16 protein-coding genes and 2 tRNA genes are annotated in these 18,848 nt (G+C 69.3%); 3 read left to right on the forward strand and 15 right to left on the reverse strand.

Annotation, left to right across the window (positions count from 1 at the left end):
- Nucleotides 1-4: 4 nt before the first annotated feature.
- Entirely contained in the window at nt 5-1,804 is a 1,800-nt protein-coding gene (locus EES48_RS02645) for a long-chain-acyl-CoA synthetase (RefSeq protein ID WP_122464812.1), read from the reverse strand.
- A gap of 344 nt (nt 1,805-2,148) precedes the next feature.
- Here EES48_RS02645 and EES48_RS02650 point away from each other — a divergent pair, with 344 nt between their 5' ends.
- Complete coding sequence (locus EES48_RS02650; protein ID WP_122464813.1) at nt 2,149-2,757, forward strand: hypothetical protein; 609 nt, start codon at nt 2,149-2,151, stop codon at nt 2,755-2,757.
- A 61-nt stretch (nt 2,758-2,818) separates the two neighbouring features.
- On the opposite strand, the gene EES48_RS02655 is transcribed toward EES48_RS02650, so the two are convergent.
- The 6 genes from EES48_RS02655 to EES48_RS02680 are packed head-to-tail and all read right to left on the reverse strand — an operon-like array spanning nt 2,819 to nt 10,320.
- On the reverse strand, nt 2,819-4,141 hold the full coding sequence (locus EES48_RS02655) for a PQQ-dependent sugar dehydrogenase (protein ID WP_122464814.1): 1,323 nt from the start codon (nt 4,139-4,141) through the stop codon (nt 2,819-2,821).
- A 1-nt stretch (nt 4,142) separates the two neighbouring features.
- Nucleotides 4,143-4,682 carry a lipocalin family protein gene (locus EES48_RS02660; protein ID WP_122464815.1) on the reverse strand — a complete coding sequence of 180 codons (540 nt, stop codon included), beginning with the start codon at nt 4,680-4,682 and terminating at the stop codon, nt 4,143-4,145.
- Nucleotides 4,683-4,733: 51 nt separating this feature from the next.
- Nucleotides 4,734-5,573, reverse strand: a complete 840-nt coding sequence (locus EES48_RS02665; RefSeq protein ID WP_122464816.1) for a DUF1206 domain-containing protein — start codon at nt 5,571-5,573, stop codon at nt 4,734-4,736.
- Nucleotides 5,573-6,862 (reverse strand): dicarboxylate/amino acid:cation symporter, encoded by a 1,290-nt coding sequence (locus tag EES48_RS02670; protein WP_122464817.1) that lies wholly within the window; start codon nt 6,860-6,862, stop codon nt 5,573-5,575. Before EES48_RS02670 ends, EES48_RS02665 begins: the two co-directional genes overlap by 1 nt.
- A gap of 60 nt (nt 6,863-6,922) precedes the next feature.
- The gene (gene trpE, locus EES48_RS02675) at nt 6,923-8,425 is read right to left on the reverse strand and encodes an anthranilate synthase component I (protein WP_122464818.1); all 1,503 of its coding nucleotides are present in this window, start codon (nt 8,423-8,425) and stop codon (nt 6,923-6,925) included.
- Nucleotides 8,422-10,320 carry a peptidyl-prolyl cis-trans isomerase gene (locus EES48_RS02680; protein WP_122464819.1) on the reverse strand — a complete coding sequence of 633 codons (1,899 nt, stop codon included), beginning with the start codon at nt 10,318-10,320 and terminating at the stop codon, nt 8,422-8,424. Before EES48_RS02680 ends, trpE begins: the two co-directional genes overlap by 4 nt.
- Nucleotides 10,321-10,473: 153 nt before the next feature.
- Here EES48_RS02680 and tpiA point away from each other — a divergent pair, with 153 nt between their 5' ends.
- Nucleotides 10,474-11,226, forward strand: coding sequence for a triose-phosphate isomerase (gene tpiA, locus EES48_RS02685; protein ID WP_122464820.1), 753 nt, complete (start codon nt 10,474-10,476; stop codon nt 11,224-11,226).
- A gap of 7 nt (nt 11,227-11,233) precedes the next feature.
- Here the strand turns inward: tpiA and EES48_RS02690 are convergent, their stop codons facing one another.
- Nucleotides 11,234-13,171, reverse strand: coding sequence for a M61 family metallopeptidase (locus tag EES48_RS02690; RefSeq protein WP_122464821.1), 1,938 nt, complete (start codon nt 13,169-13,171; stop codon nt 11,234-11,236).
- A gap of 248 nt (nt 13,172-13,419) precedes the next feature.
- Between EES48_RS02690 and EES48_RS02695 the strand changes: the two genes are divergently transcribed.
- Nucleotides 13,420-14,253 (forward strand): flagellin, encoded by an 834-nt coding sequence (locus EES48_RS02695; RefSeq protein WP_122465105.1) that lies wholly within the window; start codon nt 13,420-13,422, stop codon nt 14,251-14,253.
- Between the two features lie 162 nt (nt 14,254-14,415).
- Here EES48_RS02695 and EES48_RS02700 read toward each other — a convergent pair whose 3' ends face one another.
- The 7 genes from EES48_RS02700 to EES48_RS02730 form a co-directional block, all read right to left on the reverse strand.
- A complete protein-coding gene (locus EES48_RS02700; protein WP_162997967.1) occupies nt 14,416-15,000 on the reverse strand; it encodes a hypothetical protein in 585 nt (194 codons plus the stop codon).
- A 93-nt stretch (nt 15,001-15,093) separates the two neighbouring features.
- Nucleotides 15,094-15,170: transfer RNA gene (locus EES48_RS02705), tRNA-His, on the reverse strand.
- A 70-nt stretch (nt 15,171-15,240) separates the two neighbouring features.
- The gene (locus EES48_RS02710; RefSeq protein ID WP_240623188.1) at nt 15,241-16,023 is read right to left on the reverse strand and encodes a M48 family metallopeptidase; all 783 of its coding nucleotides are present in this window, start codon (nt 16,021-16,023) and stop codon (nt 15,241-15,243) included.
- A gap of 133 nt (nt 16,024-16,156) precedes the next feature.
- On the reverse strand, nt 16,157-16,870 hold the full coding sequence (locus EES48_RS02715) for an energy transducer TonB (protein ID WP_122464823.1): 714 nt from the start codon (nt 16,868-16,870) through the stop codon (nt 16,157-16,159).
- Between the two features lie 16 nt (nt 16,871-16,886).
- Nucleotides 16,887-17,318: a biopolymer transporter ExbD gene (locus tag EES48_RS02720; protein WP_122464824.1), complete on the reverse strand. Its 432-nt coding sequence runs from the start codon at nt 17,316-17,318 to the stop codon at nt 16,887-16,889.
- 5 nt (nt 17,319-17,323) lie between these two features.
- Nucleotides 17,324-18,232 carry a MotA/TolQ/ExbB proton channel family protein gene (locus EES48_RS02725; protein WP_122464825.1) on the reverse strand — a complete coding sequence of 303 codons (909 nt, stop codon included), beginning with the start codon at nt 18,230-18,232 and terminating at the stop codon, nt 17,324-17,326.
- A gap of 514 nt (nt 18,233-18,746) precedes the next feature.
- Nucleotides 18,747-18,822, reverse strand: a tRNA-Phe gene (locus tag EES48_RS02730).
- Nucleotides 18,823-18,848 lie beyond the last annotated feature (26 nt).

Raw genomic sequence — 18,848 nt, forward strand, 5'->3', positions numbered from 1 at the left:
GCGGTCATAGCCGCGTTTCGCCCGACAGGATCGCTTCGTGCGCCTTGGCGGACAGCTTGGCGTAGCCGCTCTTGCCGCCCTTCACATAGACGGCGCCCTTGCCGGCGCCCGGCGTGAAGCCGTCCGCGACCATGTCCATCTTGCGGTACTTGTGGGTGCCGGTGGTCTCCAGCGCCTTGGCCAGACGCACGAACACCGGGCGCGCATAGGGCGGCAGGGCGGTGTCGACGTATTGGGCGAACCCCTGGGGCGTGAAGTCGTCTTCGACGATCAGGGTGACCATGCCCGCCTTGCCGTCCTGACCCGGCACGGGCACGCCATAGGCCACCACCTGGGCCACGCCGGGCGCCTGGGCGAGGCACTGCTCGACTTCCGAGGTCGAGACGTTTTCGCCCTTCCAGCGGAAGGTGTCGCCGATCCGGTCGATGAAATAGAAATAGCCGTCACGGTCCTGTTTCATCAGGTCGCCGGTGCGGAACCAGCGATCGCCGCGCTTGAACACGTCGGTCAGGATTTTCTTTTGGGAGGCCGCCTTGTCGGCATAGCCGGAGAAGTCGTGGCGCACGTCATTGCGGATCTCGCCGACCGCCTCGCCGACCTCGCCGGGGCGGCACTCCTGGGCCAGACCGTTGGGACCGCGGATGACCTCGTTCTCGTCGACGTCGAAGCGGACCAGGCGGATGTTCAGCTGATTGCGCAGAAAGCCGGGGATGCGGCCGATGGCGCCCTGCTTGCCGTCGAAGTTGAACAGCGAGGCGTTGCCCTCGGTCGAGCCGTAGAACTCGAGGATCTGCGGAATGGCGAAGCGCGACTGAAACTCGGGCCAGACCTCGGGACGCAGGCCGTTGCCGAAGGCGAGGCGCAGCTTGTGGGCGCGCTCCTGCTCGTTCGGCGGCGCATTGACCAGATAGCGGCACAGCTCGCCGATATAGACGAAGGTGGTGGCGCGGTTCTCGACCACATCGGGCCAGAACGACCCGGCGGAAAAGCGCCGCCTCAGGATGATGGCCCCGCCATTCAGCAGCACCGACCCCACCCCGACCAGTCCGCCGGTGGAGTGGTACAGCGGCAGGCAGCAGTACAGTCGGTCCTTCTCGGTCGAGGCGGTGGCGCCGGCGAAGGCGCGCATATAGGTCCGCGCCCGGGAGTGGGGGATGCGCGCCGCCTTGGGCAGGCCGGTGGTGCCCGAAGTGTAGATGAACAGCGCCGTGTCGCGGTTGGTCAGGCCGGCCCGGGCCGACTTGGCGGGTCGGACGCTGGAGGCGCTCTTGACCGCCGAATCCAGACCCCGCCGTTCGCTAGCCTCGTCGTCCATGCCGAGGCCCAGAACCCAGGTCTGGATCGGTCGGCCGACGAAGGGCCGGGCGCGCTCGACGCAGGCCCAGCAGTCGGCGTCGGTGACCACATTGGCGGCGCCTGCGATGGCCAGGCAGTGGGCCAGGGGCTGGCCGTCAAGGTTGGTGTTGATCAGGGCGGTGGCCACCCCGACCTTGGAGAAACCGATCCAGGCCGCGAGATAATCGGCCCGATTATGCATCATCAGGGCGATGACCTCGCCCCGCCGCAGCCCCCGGCTGGTGGCCCAGTGGGCGTAGCGGTTGGCCAAGGCGTCCAGCTCGCGATAGCTCAGCCGCCGCTCGCCGTCGTCGATGGCCAGATTGTCGGGATGTTTGTCGACGACCTCCTCGAAGTCGTCGGCGACCAGGACATCGCTATCCAGCTGGATCGGCTTGATGCGCTTCAGCAGGCGGCGCAGGCCGGCGACATAGCGCAGGTCGCGTTTCACGCCGCTGATCACGCCCATCGCCGTCGCCCCTCCAAATCACGCCATGCCCATCCGTGATGCGGCGCCGCCGGTCGCGCGGTCAACCGTCAGGGGAAAACGGCCGCGTTTCAGGGACGCTCGACCTCCGCGTCGTGTCCCGTGCGCCACAAGATTGGAACTTTACCTAGGGTCAGCGAGCAATGATTGCGGGACCCGACAATCACGGCCAAGCCGGGGCGAGAACATAGGTCTTTGAGACTTATTCGGGGCGCGTATCGCCCCAGCTGAGGCGGTTTCGGCATCATTTCGGGGCCGCCCTTGTCATGACGGAACCGTGATCTCTTCTTGGGGTTCGCTTCCCAACGACTGGAGGAGAGCTGATCATGACCATGACCTATACCGATCGTGCTTACGACAACCTGACCGCCCGCGACGAAGTTCGCGATGAGCCCTACACCCCCGTCTATGCACGCAGCCGCAAGACCCGCCGCGCCAAGGGCGGCGCCATGGGCGGCAAGGGCATGAAGATCGCCCTGATCGCCGCTCCGGCCGCCCTGGCCGTGGCCGCCGTCGGCGCCTTCGCCCTTATGTCAGGGGGTGAAGCCGAGGCTCCCGTCGCGGCGACCCCGGCCGTCGAGGCCACGCCCGTGGCCGCGCCGCCGGCTCCGGCCGCGCCGCTTGTCGAGGCCCAGCCGCTGGCTCCGGTCCAGCCCGCCGCCGCACCCGCCCCTGTGGCGCGCGCCTCGGCGCCGGTCGAGCGCGCCGTCCCCGTCCGTCGCGTTGAGGCCGCCGCTCCCGCTGTCGCTGCGGAGCCGGACGCCGCGCCGGTCGCCGAAGCCGAACTGACGGGTCCGCTGGCCTATGACGCTGTGGTCGCCGCCGATGGCGAAGGCGGCGAAGCCAGCGCGACGTCCTCGCTCAACGCCGCGCCCGCGGTTGAAAGCCAGACCGCGACGCCCGCGCCGCGCATCGTGGTCGAACCGCTGAGCTGATCGGCGATGGAGGTCGAGACGAGGGCCCCGGTTCGCCGGGGCCCTCTTTCGTGGGCCGGGCTCAGGCGGCCGGGACCACCCGCCAGACCGTGTCGCCCACGTCGTCGGCGACCAGCAGCGCGCCGCGACCGTCGACGATAACTCCCACTGGGCGGCCCATGGCCTCCCCTTCGGGGTTGCGGAAGCCGGTCAGGATGTCCTCGGGCAGGCCTTGGGGCGCACCGTCCGCGAAGTGCACGAAGATCACGCGATAGCCGGCGGGAGGATTGCGGTTCCACGACCCGTGCTGGCCGATGAAGGCGCCGCCGCGATATCGCGGCGGGAAGGCCTCGCCGTCGTAGAAGGTCAAGCCCAGGGAGGCGGTGTGGGCGCCCAGGGCATAGTCGGGCTTGATCGCCATCGCGACCCTGTCGGGCCGAGCCGGCTGGACGCGCTCGTCCACGACCCCACCGTAATAGCTCCACGGCCAGCCGTAGAAACCGCCCGGTCTGACCGAGGTCATGTAGTCGGGTACGAGGTCATTCCCCAGCTCGTCACGCTCGTTGACCGCCACCCACAGCTGGCCGGTGGCCGGGTTCCAGTCCAGACCGACCGGATTGCGCAGGCCAGAGGCGAAGACGCGACTGGCCCCCGTGGCCGGGTCGATCTCAAGGATGGCGGCGCGGTTCGTTTCCTCGTCCAGTCCGTTCTCGCCGATGTTGGAGTTGGATCCGACCCCGACATAGAGGCGCGAGCCATCCGGCGCGGCGACCAGGCTCTTGGTCCAGTGGTGATTGCGGCCGGCCGGCAGGTCCGCCACCTTGACGCCCGGGGCGGTGATCGTCGTCTGGCCCTCGACATAGGCAAAGCGCATCAGGGCGTCAGCGTTGGCGACATAGAGCTGGTCACCGATCAGGGCCATGCCGAAGGGTGAGGTCAGGCCCGACAGCAGCACCGACCGGGTCTCGGCCAAGCCGTCGCCGTCCGCGTCGCGCAGCCGGGTGATGCGGTCCGCCGAGGGGGTCTGGGAGCCCGCCTGTCGCATCACCAGGCCCTGAATCCAGCCACGCAAGCCCCCCTGCTTGTCCTCAGGCTTGGGCGGGGCGTCGGATTCGGCGACCAGCACGTCGCCATTGGGCAAAACGTACAGCCAGCGCGGATGCGCCAGTCCCTGGGCGAAGGCGTTCACAGCGAAGCCGGGAGCCGCCGTGGGCGTCTGGCCCGAGGCCCAGCCGACGGCCGGGGCGATCTTGACCGTCGGCAACAGGCGGCTCGAGGGCGCGGGAAGGGTGGGGTTCGGGCCGTAGCCGGCGCTTTCAGGCAAGGCCCTTCCGCCGCCGCACGCCGCCAGCGTCAGGGCCGCGACGGCGCCCGCGACGCCCGGCCACCGGCGCGGGGCGCGCATCTCAGCGTTCCGACAGCTGGGGGAACTCCAGCGTCGAGGTGTCGTAACCCAGCTCGGCGGCGCGGGCGGTCAGCCGCTGGATCATCGCCGCGTCGGGAACCTCGCGGGTGAAGATGAACAGCTTGTCGAAGCGGGGGCTGGCCGAGATGTACCAGCTGTAGTCGTCGGCCCGATCCAGCACCCAGTATTCCCAGGTCTGAAAGAACGGATAGCGCACCCGCATCTTGGCGTTGGTCCCGGGATCGAGGATCTCGCCGTCGCCCGAGATGGCCCGCTCTCGACCCGTCGGAGAGCCGACCTGGCAGGTGTCGCGGACGGCGACCTCGGTCGGGCTCTCCAGCGCGAAGTTGCTGGCTCCGGCGACGCAGCCATCGGTGTACCAGGCCGGCGGCCGGGCGATTTCCAGCCAGCGGCCGGCATAGAAGCGCTCGGCGTCGACAGGCTTCAGCGGCTGGGGCGCGCGCACCTGATCCGGCGGCACGGTCGAGGCGCAGGCGGCGGTCAGGGCCAGGGCGGCGAGGGCGGGCAACAGGGGGCGCATGGGCGATCTCCGGGAACGGTGATCGAACCCGTCGCCGAAACGCCGGTTCCGTCAGCCGGGCTTGAGATCCCTGGGCGGACGGATGCGCCGCCAGCGGGCCTCAACGAAGGCGAAGGCGCCGAAGGCCATCAGGCCCACCCCCGTGATCGCCAGGATCCACGAGCCGAAGGGTTGGGCCTCCAGCGCCTCCAGCGAGGCCGAGAAGTCGCGCGCCTCGGACGCCTGGGCGCGGATGCCGGCCAGGATGACGAACAGGGCCAGAGGCAGATAGGCGGCCCCGCGCGCGATATAGCCGGCGCGGGCGATGGGCGTGACCTTGCGGCAGGTGTCGGCGTCGCAGGCCAGCGAGCCGGCGAAGTCGCCTTTCGCGCCCTTGATGATATTGCCGACGCCCATGGCCAAAATGCCCAGGCCGACGCCGAGCAGCAGCCACTCGCCGAACGGCAGACCCAGCACCGTGGCGGCCTGCTGGTCGGCGTCGGCGCCCTCGATCTCGCCCGGCTCGCTCTCGTCGACCAGCTCGAACACCGTGGCGGCCAGCACGCCGTAGAAGACGCCGCTCATCGCCTGGCCGGCGCGCAGGCCCCAGGCCTTGAGCGAGGTTCCCTCGTGGTCGGCGTCGAACACCGACTGAAGCACCCGCCAGCCGACGAAGGCCCACAGGCCGCCGCCCAGAATCAGCAGCCAAACGCGGGCGAAGGGCTGATCGGCCAGCCATTGAAAGACCTCGGTCGAGGAGCCGGCGTCGGGGATCTGGTCCATCGCCGCGAACAGGGTCAGGGCCCCGATCGACAGATAGACGAAGCCGCGCGCGCCATAGCCGAACCGCGCCGCCAGCTCGGTGAAGGCGGACCAGGACCAGCCGCGTCGTTCGGACCACGGCCAGCGCATCAGACGGCTGCGATTTCGGCGGATACGGGCTCATCGGCCTCGCCGCGCGCCAGGGCCGAGGTCACGGCCATGTCGGCGGTGACATTGCCGACCGTGCGGAAGATGTCGGGAATGACCTCGACCGCCAGCAGCAGGGGCAGCAGCTCCATCGGCACGCCCAGCGCCAGGCAGATCGGCGCCAGGCTGGCGAAGAAGGAGGCCTGGCCGGGCAGGCCGACCGTGGCGATGGACACGGCGATGGACACCAGGCCGGCGGCGACCAGCGCGCCGAAGCCGGGCTGGATGCCGCTGACATGGGCGATGAACAGCGCCACGGTCAGGTTGGCCGCCGGGCTGGTGATGCGAAAGATGGCCACCGCCATGGGCAGGACCACCCCGGCGGTGCGCTCGGAGATGCCCAGGTCGTCGCGGGCCCGCTCCAGCATCACCGGCAGGCAGGCCAGGGACGACTGGGTGGAGAAGGCCACGGCCTGCACCGGCGCGCAGGCGCGGGCGAAGCGAGCCAGGCCGGCGCGGCCGACGCCGACCGCCAGCGGATAGCTGATGACCAGGGTGGCCAGGCAGGCGCCCACGGCCAGGACGATGTAGTGGAGCAGCGGTCCCGCCGAGGCGATCCCGCCCCTCAGCGCCAGCACGAAGGCCAGGGCGAAGACACCGATCGGCGCGGCCAGCAGCACCCAGCGCACGATGGTGATCATCGCCGCCGTCAGGGCCTCGAACAGACCGACCAGGCTGCGCTTCTGCTCAGCAGGCAGGCGGGTCACCGCAAAGCCGAAGAAGACCCCGAACACCACCAGCGGCAGCATGGCGTCCTCGGCCGCCGCGCGGATCGGATTGCCGGGCGCCAGGGAGGACAGCCAGGCCGCGAAGCCGCCCTCGGGCGCGGTCGGCGCCTCGCCCGCGCCGCCGGCGCCGGCCATCAGGGCGGCGACCCCGGCCTCATTGACCGGCCAGACGGCCAGGATGGCTGGAATGGCGACCAGGGTCAGGGCCGCGACCAGGGCGACCAGGCCGATGAACAGCGCCACCGCCCGCGCCGCCAGCCGGCCGGTGGCGGCGGCGTCCGAGGCCGCGGCGATGCCGGTGACCAGAGCCGAGAACACCAGGGGCGCCACGGTCATCTGCAGGGCGCTGAGCCACAGGCCGCCCACGGCCCGCACCGCCTCCACCACCGCGTCGGGCACGGTCGTGGTCGAGGCCAGCAGCCCCCCCAGGCCGAGGCCCAGGGCCAGGGCGACCAGCACCCGAAGACTGAGAGAGCGCGCGGCGGCGGAGAAGCTGATCGTCATCGCGGGGATTTGGGCCGGGTTGGCGGGGGATCACAAGGGCAAAAGCCGCGCTTGCTCCGATCAGCCGAACCGCCACGCCTCCCGCGCCGCCGCCATGGGGGCGCCGGCCTTGGCGCGGGTCTCGAGATATTCGGCCAGGGGATCGCTGTCGACGACCACGCCGGCGCCGGCCTGGATGTGCGCCTGACCGGGCGTGAACAGGGCGGTCCTCAGCACGATGCAGATATCCGCCTCGCCCGAGGCGGAGATGTAGCCGACCCCGCCGCCGTAACCGACGCCGCGCTTGACGGTCTCCAGTTCGTCGATGATCTCCATGGCCCTGACCTTGGGCGCGCCCGACAGGGTGCCGGCGGGCAGGGCCGCCAGCAGGGCATCAACCGCGTCGAGTTTCGGATCGGCCTGGCCGGTGACGTTCGAGACGATGTGCATCACCTGGCTGTAGCGCTCGACGGCAAAGCTTTCGGTGACCTCGACCGTCCCGGGCGCCGAGACCCGGCCGACGTCGTTGCGGCCCAGATCGAGCAACATCAGGTGTTCGGCCCGCTCCTTGGGATCGGCCAGCAGTTCCGCCTCCAGTTCGGCGTCCTCGGCGGCGTCGGCCCCCCGTCGGCGGGTGCCGGCCAGGGGGCGAATGGTGACCCGCCCGTCCTTGAGCCTGACCAGAATTTCGGGGCTGGACCCGGCCAGCTGAAAGTCGCCGAGGTCGAGGAAGAACAGATAGGGCGAGGGGTTTTGGCGGCGCAGCGCCCGATAGAAGGCGAAGGGATCGCCGTCGTGATTGGCCGAGAAGCGGTGGCTGAGCACCACTTGGAAGATGTCGCCGGCGGCGATGTAGTCCTTGGCCCGGGCCACCAGGGTGGCGAACCCGGTCTCGTCGACGGGGGAGATGAAGTCGGCTCCGGCGCTCGCCACTTGCGGTTCGGGCCGGACCAGCGGCTGGCGCAGGATGCTCTCGAAGGCGTCCAGTCGACCCTGCGCCTCGGCCCAGGCCTCGGCGGCGGGGCGACCGTCCGGCCGGGCCGGGGTGACGACCACGATCTCGTGCCGCACCGAATCGAACACGGCCACGATCGAGGGCCGGGTCAGGACCGCGTCGGGCAGGTCCAGCGGGTCGGGATTGGCGGGGCCCAGAGGCTCCAGCAGCCGGACCATGTCATAGCCGAACACACCGAACAGACCGGCGGCCATCGGCGGCAGGTCGTCCGGCAGCTGCATCCGGCTTTCGGCGATCAGTGCGCGCAGAGAGGCGAGCGTTGGTGCATCCTGGGCGTCGAACCGACCGTCGGCCACAGCCTCGGAGCCCCGCGCGATCTCGGCCCGATCGCCTCGCGCGCGCCACACAAGATCGGGCTCCAGGGTCAGGATCGAATAGCGGCCGTTGCGCTCGCCGCCCTCGACCGACTCCAGCAGGAAGGCGTGGGGCGCGGTCCCGCCCCTGGCCTGTCGCACCTTCAGATAGGCCGAGACCGGCGTCTCGATGTCATCGACCAGACGCCGGCTGACCGCCTGGGCGTGACCCGCGTCCCAGGCGTCGGCGAAGGCCGAAAAGGCCCCGTCGGTCACTTCGTCGCCGGCGCCGTCTCGGCCGGCAGGCCCAGGGCCGCGCGGGCGCGCTCGGGCCAGGCCCGCGCCTTGACCAGACCGGCGGCCCCGTTGAGCGCGGCCGGGCCCATGTCCTGGGCCAGCTGTTGGGTCAACTGCGGCAGCACCCGGGCGGCGGCCTGGCCCGTCTCGGCGGCGGCCGGGGCGTTGACCGCGTCGACGCGACCGATGACGAAGCCTTGCTCCGCGGGGGCGGAAAAGACCTGGCCGCGACCCTGACCGAACACGGCGCGGATCACGCCCTGGCCGTCGGCCTCGACCGCCGCCTGATCCTGGCGAATACCGGTGCGCACGACGACCGGGGCGTTGACTGAGGCGGCCACCGCCTCGATCGACTCGTCGCCGCGCGCCCGAGCGGCCAGGCGATCGGCCGTGGCGGACAGGCGACGCTGATTTTCGCGGGCGATCCACTGAGCGGTCAGAGGCTCGCGCACATCCGCGAGCGACGGCAGGGCGGCCGGTTCGATGCCGACAAGGCGGACCACGAAATACTGGCCCTGACCGGCGTCGATGACGTCGCTGGCGCCGCCTTCCGGCAGGGAATAGGCCGTCGAGACCAGTTGCTCGGGCCCGTTCAGGGGCTGGCCGTCGGGCAGCTGACCTTCGGCGGTGAAGGGCGGCAGGTTGACGACGCGTCCGCCGGCCTGCTGGACGGCGGCGTCCACCTCGGCGCCCGAATTGCGGGCCGCCTCATAGGCCTCGACCCGCTCATAGGTGCGGCCACGCGCGGCTTCTTCCTGCAGTTCGGCGATGATCTCGCCACGCACCGCGTCGAGGGTGGCGTCCTGACCGGGGGTGATCGCCTGCAGACGGATAACGGTCCAGCCGGCATTGCCGCGCACGGGATCGCTGACCCCATTGGCTTGAAGGCCGAAAGCGGCCGCGGCCACGGCGGTGTCGCTGACGCTGGCCTGGGCGCGGTCCGCATAGGTGACCGGCTCGACATTGTTGGCCTCGGCGACCTGCGACACGGCCTGACCGGCGCGCAGGGCCTGGGCGATGCGCCCGGCGGCCGCCTGGTCGGCGACGCTGAGGGTGGTGAAGCTGCGCGTTTCCGGTTGGCTCAGGGCGTCGCGACGGAACTCGTAGCGCTCCTGGATCTCGGCCTCGGTCGGGGCGGGCGCGGCGGCGCCCGGGGCGTCGTTGAACAGGATCAGCGACACGGCGCGGAATTCCGGCCGGCGCAGTTGGTCGGCGTTTTCCTGGATAAAGGCGTTCAGCTGTTCGTCGGTGGGCTGGCCGGCGGTTCCGGCCATGGCCTGGGTGACGAAGAACCAGCGGGCGTCGCGGCTCTGCAGGGCGTGGTTGGCCAGAACGGCGCTATAGACGCGCGGCGCGCGCAGGGCGCCGGTGATCGCCGAGCCGAAATGCTGCAGGGCGAATTGGTCGCGCAGCCCGCGCTCGAAGTCCTGCGGCGTGAAGTTCTGCTGGGCCAGGGCGCTGGCGTAGGTTTCCTCGTCGAACTGGCCGGTGATCTGGTTGAAGAAGGCCGGCAACTCGCGGATGGCGTCGATCACCAGCCCCTCGCCGGCGCGCAGCCCAGCCTTCCAGGCCCAGGCCGCGAAGCCCTCCTCGCGCACCATCTGGTCCAACACCAAGGGCAGGGCGCCTTGAGCAACCATTTCCTCGGTGGTCAGCGCCTGGCCTGCGCGTTCCTGCTGCAGATCGCGGATGCGGTTCCAGTCGGTGACGAAGCGCTGGGCCGTGATCTCGCGGCTGCCCGCCTTGACCACCGGCCCAGCGCTCGGCCCGCCGAGAAAGTCCGTATTGCCGACGATCACGAAACTGATCGCGATAGCGCCCAGGATCAGCATGAAGAGCCAGGACTTGGTGTGTTTGCGAAGGCTGGAGATCATGATCGAGGCGGGTCCCGTGGGCGCGGCGCGCACGCGGCGCCGGCAGGGCCGTATAGGGGAGCAGGGGCGGGGGCGGCAAGCGCTCGCGCCAGTGTGATGCCGCGACCGAACGCCGTCCTTGGCGGGGTGAGCTTGGCCCTATACGAGGGCGATATGAGCAGCGTGCGCAAGATGATCGTCGGGAACTGGAAGATGAACGGCGGCTCGGCCGCGCTGAACGAGGCGCGCGTGCTGGCCTCGGAGCTGGCCCAGACGCCCAGTCGCGCCCGGGTGGCCATCTGTCCGCCGGCCACCCTGGTCCACCGGCTGGCCACTACGCTGGAGGATTCTCCGGTCGAGGTTGGCGGCCAGGACTGCCGCGCGGAGGCGGCCGGCGCCTATACGGGCTGCGTATCGGCCGAGATGATGGCCGACGCGGGCGCCAGCCTGGTCATCGTCGGCCATTCCGAACGCCGCGCCGGTTTCCGCGAGGACGACGCCCTGATCTGCCGCAAGGTCGAGGCCGCGGTGCGGGCCGGACTGGAGCCGATCGTCTGCGTCGGCGAGACTTTGGAAGAGCGCGAGGCCGGACAGGCGCTGGAGGTGGTCGGCCGTCAGGTGCGCCAGTCACTACCCAAATCGCTGTCCGGTCGGCCGTTCGCGGTGGCCTATGAGCCGGTCTGGGCGATCGGCACCGGCCACACCCCGACGCTTGAGCAGATCGCGGAAATTCATGGAGAAATCCGCACCATCCTGCGCGAGACACACGGCGAGGCCGGGGGGCGCGCGCCCATCCTCTACGGCGGCTCGGTCAAGCCGGACAACGCCCGCGACATCCTGTCGACCGCCGAGGTCGGCGGCGCCCTGGTCGGCGGCGCCTCGCTGAAGGCCCAGGACTTCCTCGGCATCATCCGGGCGGTGGGCTAGGGCTGCCCTACCGCCGTCGCGCCTCATAGATCGGGGTCAGGCGATCCGGCGCGCCGTCGATGCGCTCCAGGCGCGGGTGGCGCAGGCCGCCCGTGTAGGCCAGGTCCACCGTGCGGAAGCGGTCGCCGTCCTTGACCAGCAGGCGGATCGGACCGCCGCCCTTGGCCGCCGTGACCGCCTCGCGCAGCCGCTCGGGCGTGGTGGCCACGTCGTTGACGGCCACCAGCTCCCAGGTGTTGACCAGCCCCGCCTCGAAGGCCGGGCTGTTCCAGCGAACCCCGCCGATGCGGTTGCTTGAGCTCAGGGTGAAGCCCAGCGAATACTGGAAGTCGCGCTGCCAGCTGGTGTTCAGCTTCTTCTCCGCGGCATTCGGTTCCTCGACATAGATCAGCCGCCAGCCGCCCCGCTCCAGCCCGTCCAGCGGCGCCTCGGCCTCGGGGCCGACCGCATCCAGCCGCGACCTCAGGAACGTCGCCCAATCGTGCGGATGCACGGTGTTCAGGGCCGCCACCAGATCCTCGAAGGTGTAGGGCCGGGGCGTCCACGACCCATTGTCGCCGCCGAAGAAGCCGCGCGCGAAGTCGTCCAGCGACCGACGGCCGCGCGTCTCCTCGCGGATCAGGGTGTCGGCGTCCAGCCAGACCAGCAGGGATTCCCGATAGTAGTCGCCGGTCCCTCGCGACCACGACGGCCACGGGGTCGATGAGCGATAGCCCAGCAGATTCTGGTTGGTGGTGTCCTGCAGGGCCCGCCACTCGCGCCCTGCCTGGTTCTCGTAAAAGGCCGCGATATTGGCGAGGTTGATCCGCGCCTCCTCCGGCGAGACCAGTCCGGAACGCGCCGCCAGCACCGAACCCCAGTACTGCGTCTGGCCCTCATAGACCCACAGCAGGCTGTTCCTGACCGGGATGTTGAGGTTGGCGGTCAGCTGGTCGGCCGGCCGCTGGCGCTTGCCGTTCCAGGCGTGGACATATTCGTGCGGCAGCAGCTCGCGGTCGCCGTAGTTGACGGGCCAGTCCTCGAAGAAGCCCGGAACCACGGTGTTCTCGCTGGACCGATGGTGCTCCAGCCCGATGCCGCCAAGAGTGTCTGTCAGGCCCAGAAGGAAGTCGTACCGGTCAAACGGGCGGGCCCCGAAAAGGCGGTCGGCCTGGGTCACCAGACTGCGCAGGGTGTCGAGCTGTTCCTCGCTGGGCTGGATGTCTCCGGCCTCGTCCGCGACGATGTTCAGCCGCACGGGGATGTCGGCGCCCGGGTCCAGGTCGTACTGGCGATAGTGGACGCCGGCGAACATCGGGCTGTCGGCCAGGGTCTCGACCGAAACCGGGGCGAACTGCGTCAGCTCGTCTTGGCTCGATACGGGCTCAAGCGCGACGCCATAGCCCCAGCCTTCGGGCAGGCGCACCGACGGCTGCACCTGGATCCGGCGATGGGCGTAGCCGGCCGGATACAGCATGTGCTTTTCGAACTGCAGGTTGGCCATCTCCGGCGTCATCAGCACCCGCCAGCCCTCATGCTGGCTGAGGAAGTCGAAGGCGACGTCGATCTGGCTCGCCCCCGCCGGAACCTCGATGTGAAAGGCGTAGGGGTCGATCGGATCGCGCACCCACTCCAGCCGCTGTCCGCCGGCGGAGATCTGCAACCCGGCCACCAGCTGGATCGGTCCCGTCGCGGCGTGATTGCCGGGGAGATATTTCGGATAGAGCAGCACCATCGGCCCGGCCTGAGCCACCGGGATGGTCTGGCGCACCCGCATAACCTTGCGGTCCAGATCGGTGGCGTCGACGGTCAGCTGGATCACGCCGGGATAGTCGCGGTCCTGAGCCTCCGGGATCGGTGGAACCGGCCGGGCCAGGGCCGAGGCGACATCGGGAACCTGGGCAAGGGCCGGTGTGGCGGCGAACAGGGCGAGGGCGGAGGCGGCGAGCGCGACGGTTCGGATCATGCCCGGCACACTGGTCGGCTCGAGAGCGGGGGGCAAGACCTCCCGGCCGCCATGGCGCTCCGGTGATATCTCCGCCGGTCAAAACTTGCCGACCGGCACAGGGCGAAACGTTCGCGCACGGCAATTCCTCAAGCGCTGCGGCGGCTTGGCCGGTGTTCTGGTTGGCCCGGCGTTTGCGACGTCGCGCGCGGATCAAAAGATCCGGGCGGCCAGAAGGCCGCTTCTCATCCAGAATGGAAGGCTATCCGATGCTGTCGAGCTCGGTGAACACCAATGTGGGCGCGATGATCGCGCTCCAGAACCTGAACGCGACCAACGCCGAGTTGGCGACAACTCAAAGCCGGATCAATACCGGCAAGAAGGTCGCGTCCGCCAAGGATAACGGCGCCATCTGGGCCATCGCCCAGGGTCAGCGCGCCGAGATCGGGGCGCTCAATGCGGTCAGCCAGTCGCTGGCGCGCGGGGTGTCGGCGGTGGATGTAGCCATGGCGGCGGGCGAGAGCGTTTCGGACCTGCTGCTGCAGATGAAGGAGTTGGCCCTCGCGGCGACAGACGAGACCCTGAGCACTTCCTCGAGGGACGCCCTCAACGAGGACTTCGCGGCGCTGCGCGACCAGATCGCCAGCGTGGTCGAGAACGCCGAGTTCAACGGGGTCAACCTGTTGGGCGAAAGCGCCACCGGCTTCGCGGCCCTCGCCAATGCGGACGGAACCTCGACCATCACCGTCGATGCCGAGGTGATGGCCCTGAGCGGCTCGATCGTCAGCGTGACCTCGTCACAGACGATCGACACCATGACCGACGCCAGCGACGCCCTTACGGACGTCGATGAGTCGATCGCCAACGTCTCCGCCGCGCTCGCGCGGATCGGCACGACGTCCAAGGCCCTGCAGACCCACGCCACGTTCGTGGGCAAGCTGCAGGATGCGCTCGAGGCGGGGGTGGGCAATCTCGTCGACGCCGATCTGGCGAAGGAAAGCGCCAAGCTCACGGCCCTGCAGACGAAGCAGCAGCTGGGGGTTCAGGCGTTGGGCATCGCCAACGGCGCGCCGCAGATCCTGCTGTCGCTCTTCCGCGGTTGATCCGTCAGGAACCTAAAACGCCGGCTCCGAAAGGGGCCGGCGTTTCTGCGTGGATAGCGTGAGTCGTGACATCGTGATTCGTGAGTGGTGGTAAGGTTGCCAGCGGCCAGCGTGTCGGCGCTCCTCACGGGTCAAGACTCACGACTCAAGAACCCCGCGACACTACCTCTCTCTGTGCCAGGTCACGCACGCCTCGCGGACCCCGCTGCGACAGGCGTCGGCCTGGGCGCGCCAGGCGGCCATGCGGGCGTCGTACTCGGCCTGTTGGGCGGCGACGGTGCGGGCGTGCTGCTCCAGCGCGCGCTGGTATTCGGTCTGTTCCATCGGGCCGACCTGGCTGACGGCGTCGGTTTCGGCCTCCCAGCGGGCGCGCGCCTCGAAGTCGGTGGCGTCGGCGGCCATGTTGGTCTCCGCCACGCCCTGATTGAGCTGCTGGGTGATCGACACTTCCGGATCCTCGGCCGGAGTGGGCGGCGGCTCGTCGGAGGAATTCTGCCAGCCCAGCGCGCGCTCCTGGGCGTCGGGCATGGCCGAAGTGTCCTGACCGGTCGGTTCGTCGCCCGCAGGGCGCGCGGGTTCGTCCCAGGCCGGGTTCCAGTCCTCATCGCGGGTTGGTTGGGAGGCGTCGTCGCTCAGCAGGTCGGCCACCGGGTCGTCCGCAGGTGGCTGGGCGTGAACCGCGCCGGCGGCGAGGCTGACGGCGAGCAGGGCGGCGAGGGCGGGGCGGATCGGACGCAGAGACATCATGGTCACCTCTTGAACGGGCGAGGCCATGACAACGCTCGAGACCGCCCCGGCGATCCCGGGTCGGTCATTTGGGGATGTGTGGAGTTTCAGGGATGGTACAGCCTCTCGGGATCGAACCGAGGACCTCCGGCTCCACAAACCGGCGCTCTAACCATCTGAGCTAAGGCTGCGCGACATCGCGAAGGAGCGGTCTCTAGCGGGCCGCGCCGTCGCGATCAAGCGGCGTCTGGCCGTGAACCGTCAGCTCCAGCCCCGGCTGGCGATGTACTCCCGCAGCTGTTCGATCCGGGTGCTGTCCGACGGGTGGGTCGAGGCGAACTGAGGGACCGAGTTCTGGCGCTGCTGGCCCATCAGCTGCCACAGGGCGATGGACTCGGATGGGCGGTATCCGGCGGCGGCCAGATAGTCGACGCCCAGACGGTCGGCCTCCAGCTCGTGATTGCGCGAGAACGGCAGCAGCACGCCGAACTGCGCGCCGGCGCTGCCGATCATGCCGGCGATCTGGGCGTAGTCCGACCCGACCAGGCCCTGCCCGGCCTGAACCGCCAGCGAGCTGGCGGCGGTCTGGGAATAGCGCTCCTGAGCATGGCGGGCGACGACGTGGGCGATCTCGTGGCCGATCACGGCCGCCAGCTGGTCGTCGTTCTGAACCAGGCTGAGCATGCCCGTGGTCACGCCGATCTGGCCGGTCGGCAGGGTGAAGGCGTTGGGGCTCTCGTCCACGAAGACGGCGTACTCCCAGGTCCGATTACCCATACCCGCCGCCTGGACGACGCGCTGACCGACGGTGCGGACACGCTGGTTCTGGGCGGCGTTGGTCGAGACGGTCTCGGTACGCAGCAGCTCGGTCCACGCGGCGTTCGACTGGGCGCTGATCGCCTGGTCGTCGGCGAGGATCAGCTGATTGCGCCCCAGCGCCTCGTTATAGGCGCAGGCGCCCAGGGCCATCAGGCCAACCATTCCGGCGACGGTGGCGACGGGGAGGGCGCGGCGGCGCGCGGCGCGGGTGAGGCGGAGGGGCATGGCGATGACCTCGGGTCTGTTCGGATACGGTGTCGCTTAACGCCCCGACGGCCCTGCGGGATGCGCCCCCTCACGCAAAAGAAAACGCCCCGGAGCCGAAGCTCCGGGGCGTCATATGGTCGAATTGCCGGTCTTACTGGACGCGGAAGCTGAGCGGGAATTGAACCCGCCCGCCGACCGCGACACCATCGACGGATCGCGGCGACAGTCGGGCGCGTCGGGCGCCAGACAGAGCGGCTTGCCCAAATCCCGCGCCAGAAGGCGTTTCCGACAGGATCGAGCAGTTCGAAACCGATCCGTTGGGGTTGACGACGCACTCCACGACGACCCGTCCCTCCTCGATGCCACGCGAAAGAGCGCGTTCGGGGAATTCGATGGTCGGACGACGGTCCCAGCTCGGGTTGGTGATCACCGGGGGCCGCGGCGGCGCCGGCGGGGCCGGCGGCGGGGGCGGTCCGGGGACGATCACCGGGGGACCCTTGTACTCGACGCGGTTCTCCTTCTTCGTCGCCTCGATCGGAAGGGTGATCGGGGGCGGCGGAGCTTCCGTCGTGATGACCGGCTCGCGGACCTGCAGCTTGGGCGGCGGGGGCGTGTCGGGCGGCGGCGGAGGCGGAGGCGGCGGCGGGGGAGGCGGAGGCGGGATCGGCTCGATCAGCTCCACGTCCACCGCCTCGTCGACGTAATTGAACTCCTTCAGCTTGAACCGCTGGTTGATGAGATACACGGCGGCGATGCCGTGCACGAAGACCGAGATCGCGATCCCCACGATGACGCCGGTCGAAAGACCTTTTTTCTTGCGCCGCGGGGGATCCAGGATCGGGTCGCGATGATGTGTTTCCGTCATGCTATGCGACCGGGCCTCAACTCTGATCTTCGCCGACGAGGGCCACGCTGTAGAAGCCGTTGTCCTGCAGCGCGTTCATCACCTGCATGAAGTCCCCGTAGCGGGTCGTTCGGTCAGAGCGGATGAAGATGCGCTCGTCGTCGGGATTGCGGTTGCCGATCAAGCGACGGAGGTCGTCCCCCATGATCGAGGGGTCGGTCCGACCGTCGCCGATGAACACGTCGCCATCGCTCTGGATGGAGATGTAGATCGGCTTGGGCGGGTTCTGGGCGGGCGGGGCGACGGCGGGCGGCAGTTCGATCTTCACATTCACGGTGGCGAGCGGAGCCGCCACCATGAAGATGATGAGAAGAACGAGCATGACATCCACGAACGGCGTGACGTTGATCTCGCTGTTCTGCTCGATGGCGTACTTGCCGCCGCCGCCGCCTCCGATCTTGGCGGCCATCTGGGTTACGCTCCCTTGTCGAGCTGACGCGACAGGGCGTTCAGCAGTTCGGCGTTGAAGCCGTCGGAGCGAACGCCGTAGGCGGCGATACGGGTGTTGAAGTAGTTATAGAAGATAACCGCCGGGATGGCCGCGAACAGACCGATGCCGGTGGCCAGCAGGGCCTCGGCGATACCCGGAGCCACGACCGCCAGGTTGGTGGTGTTGGTGTTCGCGATGCCGATGAACGAGTTCATGATGCCGTAGACGGTGCCGAACAGACCGATGAAGGGGGCGTTCGAACCGACCGAGGCGAGGAACTGCTGTCCGCCCGACAGGCGCTTGGCGATCGAGGACTGAACGGCCGAGACCGCGGTCTGGGCGCGCAGCAGCGTCGAGTCGCGGTGGTCGCCGGAGGTGGACAGACCGGCCTGTCGCGACAGACGGACTTCCTCGGTGGCCGCGGCGGCCATGTCGGCCAGCGGGTTGCCCTCGAAATCTTCCGAGGTCGAGACACGGTGGATGTCGTCGATCGACCGGGCGCCGCGGAAGGCTTCCAGGAACCTGTCCGAGGTGCGGTTCAGGCTGCCGAACTCGATCAGCTTGATGACCAGGAGCGTCCAGGAGAAGACCGAGGCCAAGAGCAGGCCGGCCATAACGATCTTAACCACCAGGTCCGCCTCGGCGAACATGCTGGCGACGGTCAGTTTGCCGTGGCTTTCGCCGCCGACAGCTGCCGGATCCTCTGCGGCGACCGGGGCGGCCGGCGCCGGAGCAGCGGCGTCAACCGCGGCCGGATCGGCGGGGGTGGTGGCCGTGGCTTCCGCCGGGGCCGGAGCCGGGGTCGCGTCCTGAGCGAGGACCGGCGAGGCCGCCATCAGCACGGCAAAGCCGGCAAGGGCGATCAGGGGGTTCGTCTTTTTGCTATCGAGCATAATTCGCCAGTTCCTGCTTGGTCTGACTCGTGGGACCGAAGGAACCTCCGCCAAGGCGGCTGCTCCCTTGAGTGAAAAAACGTCGAGCGACGCCCGGACCGGCGGTCCGTCGCCGAAACGCTGGGCTCGTGCTCGATGTCGCCGAGGTGGCGATCGCCGGTCGGAAGCGAACTTCCGGGCCGTCGGTCATCGAGCGCGATGGCAGCGGTCGAAACCCTTTGGCGAACCGTTACCAGAGCGTCAAGGGCGCTGACCCCGTTTTCACCTCCCACGACCGTGCGACGACTATGTGACGCACGTGTCATGCTTCCGAAGAAGCAAAAGCGAAAGGAAGATGCGGAAATCGGCAAAGTCTTTCGCCGCGCCGGGACGCGCCGGTGATTCCGCCGGCCTTGCTCGCGCCATGAGGATTAACGTCAGTTCATTGAATCCGAACGGCTTAGCTCGCTCCGACAACAGCGGCCGAACCCACGCGCGGCGACCCGTCGCGCGAAACAAACTGTGTGCAGGGGAGTGGTGCCTGGAGGCGGATTCGAACCACCGACACGCGGATTTTCAATCCGCTGCTCTACCAACTGAGCTATCCAGGCCAAGGCCATTCGGCGCCCGCCGTCGG

Source organism: Brevundimonas lutea, from assembly GCF_003704105.1.
Taxonomy (GTDB): Bacteria; Pseudomonadota; Alphaproteobacteria; order Caulobacterales; family Caulobacteraceae; genus Brevundimonas; species Brevundimonas lutea.